This is a genomic window from Hydrogenophaga sp., assembly GCF_041633695.1.
Lineage (GTDB): Bacteria > Pseudomonadota > Gammaproteobacteria > Burkholderiales > Burkholderiaceae_C > Hydrogenophaga.
On sequence record NZ_JBFJMY010000546.1, the window covers coordinates 1 to 2,515 of the forward strand.

Below are 2,515 nucleotides of genomic sequence, written 5' to 3' on the forward strand. Positions count from 1 at the left end.
ACATGGTTAACCACGAGACCAATGAGCTGTTTTTCGACAACCTCGAAATCCCGGCCGAGAACCTGATCGGCGAGGAGGGCAAAGGTTTCAAGTACATCCTGGACGGACTGAACGCTGAGCGCACGCTGATTGCCGCCGAGTGCATTGGCGACGCCCGCTGGTTCGTCGAGCGCAGCGCCCGCTATGCCAGCGAGCGCCGCGTGTTTGACCGCCCGATCGGGCAGAACCAGGGCGTGCAGTTTCCCCTGGCCGAGGCACACATCGAGACCGAGGCCGCTGACCTGATGCGCTGGCGTGCCTGCGAGCTGTTTGACGCCCACCAACCGTGTGGCGCAGAGGCCAATATGGCCAAGTACCTGGCCGCCAAAGCCTCCTGGGAGGCGGCCAACACCGCCATTCAGACCCATGGCGGCTTTGGTTTCGCCTGCGAATACGACATCGAGCGCAAGTTCCGCGAAACCCGGCTGTACCAGGTGGCGCCGATCTCCACCAACCTGATCCTGAGCTACGTGGCCGAACACGTGCTGGATCTGCCCCGTTCATTCTGAAAGAAATTGCCATGCGTCCATTGGAAGGAATGCTGATCGTTACGCTGGAGCACGCGATTGCCGCGCCGTTCTGCACCCGCCAACTGGCCGACCTCGGCGCGCGCGTCATCAAGGTCGAGCGCCCGGGTGAGGGCGACTTCGCCCGCGCCTACGACAGCCGGGCCCACGGCTCGGCTTCCCACTTCGTCTGGTGCAACCGCTCCAAGGAAAGCCTGACGCTCGACCTCAAGCACCCAGATGCCCGCGCCGTGCTGCAAAAGCTGGTGGAGCGCGCCGACGTGCTGGTGCAGAATCTGGCGCCCGGTGCTGCCGCGCGCATGGGACTGGACCACGCCAGCCTGGCGCCGGTCAATCCGCGCATCGTGGTGTGCGACATCTCGGGCTACGGCGACGGCGGCCCCTGCACCGAGAAAAAAGCCTATGACCTGCTGATCCAGAGCGAGGCCGGTTTTGTCTCCGTCACGGGCACGCCCGAACAGCCCTCCAAGGCCGGCCTGTCGATTGCCGACATCGCCGCCGGCATGTACGCTTACAGCAGCGTGCTGGCCGCCTTGCTGGAGCGTGGGCGCACCGGGCGCGGCCAGCGGCTCGAAATCTCGATGCTCGAAGCCATGTCCGAATGGATGGGCTTCCCGCTCTATTACACGCTGGACGGCCAGCCGCCGCCGCCGCGTGCCGGCGCCTCGCACGCCGCCATTTACCCCTACGGCCCCTTTGCCTGCGGCGACGGCAAGCAAGTGGTGCTGGCGGTGCAGCACGACCGCGAATGGGCCACCTTCTGCAACCAGGTGTTGCAATTGCCCGAGCTGACCGCACAGTACCTGGGCAACGCCAACCGGCTGGCCCAGCGCGAGAAACTGCGCGGCATCATCGAAGGCGTCTGCGCCACCCTGACCGCGGCGCAACTGGTGGCGCGGCTGGATGCGGCGCAAATCGCCAATGGCCAGCTCAACGAGATGGCCGACCTGTGGAAGCACCCGCAACTTGCGGCGCGCGGGCGCTGGACCGAGATCGGCTCGCCCGGCGGCACGTTGCCGGCGCTGTACCCGCCGCACCACGTCAATGGCAGCGAGCCGCCGCCGCCCATGGGGCCGGTGCCTGCGCTGGGCCAGCACACCGAAGCCATCCTGACCGAGCTCGGCTACGGCGAGACTGACATTGCCCGGCTGCGTGCGGACAAAGCCATCTGACTGCGAGATCGATGCCATGACCCTGGATACAAACCCGAGCGCGACGCTGGCTGCCTTTGCCGCCGATCTGTCATTCGACACCATTCCGGCGCCGGTGCTGCGCCGCACCGAAGACCTGTTCCTCGACTGGTACGCCTCCGCGCTGGCGGGCAAGGGCGCCCGGCCGGTCGAGGCCATCGAAGCCTATGCCCGCACCATGGGGCCGGACTCGGGCCGCGCCGAGGTGCTGATCTCGCGCCGCACCACCTCGCCCCATTTCGCCGCGATGGTCAACGCGGCCGCCTCGCACTTCGCCGAGCAGGATGACGTCCACAACGGCTCGGTGTTTCATCCCGCGGCCGTCGTGTTCCCGGTGGCGCTGGCCATCGCGCAGGACATCGGTGCCAGCGGCCGCGAGTTCCTGGCCGCCGTGGTGGCGGGCTATGAAGTCGGCATTCGTGTGGGCGAGTTCCTGGGCCGCTCGCACTACCGCATCTTTCACACCACGGCCACCGCCGGCACGCTGGCCGCCGCCGCAGCGGCCGGACGGCTGCTCAAGCTCGATGCCGCCACCATGCTGCATGCCTTCGGCAGCGCCGGCACACAAGCCGCCGGACTGTGGGAGTTTTTGCGCGACGCCGCCGACTCCAAGCAGCTGCACACCGCGCACGCGGCATCCTGCGGTCTGACCTCGGCCTACCTGGCGCGAAGCGGTTTTACCGGCGCGCGCCAGATTCTGGAAGGCGCGCAGGGCATGGCCGCGGGCATGTCGAGCGACGCCGATCCGGCGCGCCTGAC

At 67.5% G+C, this 2,515-nt stretch carries 3 protein-coding genes; all 3 read left to right on the forward strand.

Annotated features, from left to right (window positions below; genetic code table 11):
- Positions 1-548, forward strand: a 548-nt coding sequence (locus ABYB95_RS21450; protein WP_372661714.1) for an acyl-CoA dehydrogenase family protein, incomplete at its 5' end; no start/stop codon positions are given.
- Positions 549-559: 11 nt separating this feature from the next.
- The gene (locus ABYB95_RS21455; protein WP_034694532.1) at positions 560-1,738 is read left to right on the forward strand and encodes a CaiB/BaiF CoA-transferase family protein; all 1,179 of its coding nucleotides are present in this window, start codon (positions 560-562) and stop codon (positions 1,736-1,738) included.
- A 16-nt stretch (positions 1,739-1,754) separates the two neighbouring features.
- Positions 1,755-2,515: MmgE/PrpD family protein (locus tag ABYB95_RS21460; protein ID WP_372661719.1), on the forward strand; the 761-nt coding region annotated here is incomplete at its 3' end.

Excerpts from the sequence above, each read along its gene's own strand:
- ABYB95_RS21455 (WP_034694532.1), top strand. The coding sequence starts at position 560 with ATGCGTCCATTGGAAGGAATGCTGATCGTTACGCTGGAGCACGCGATT.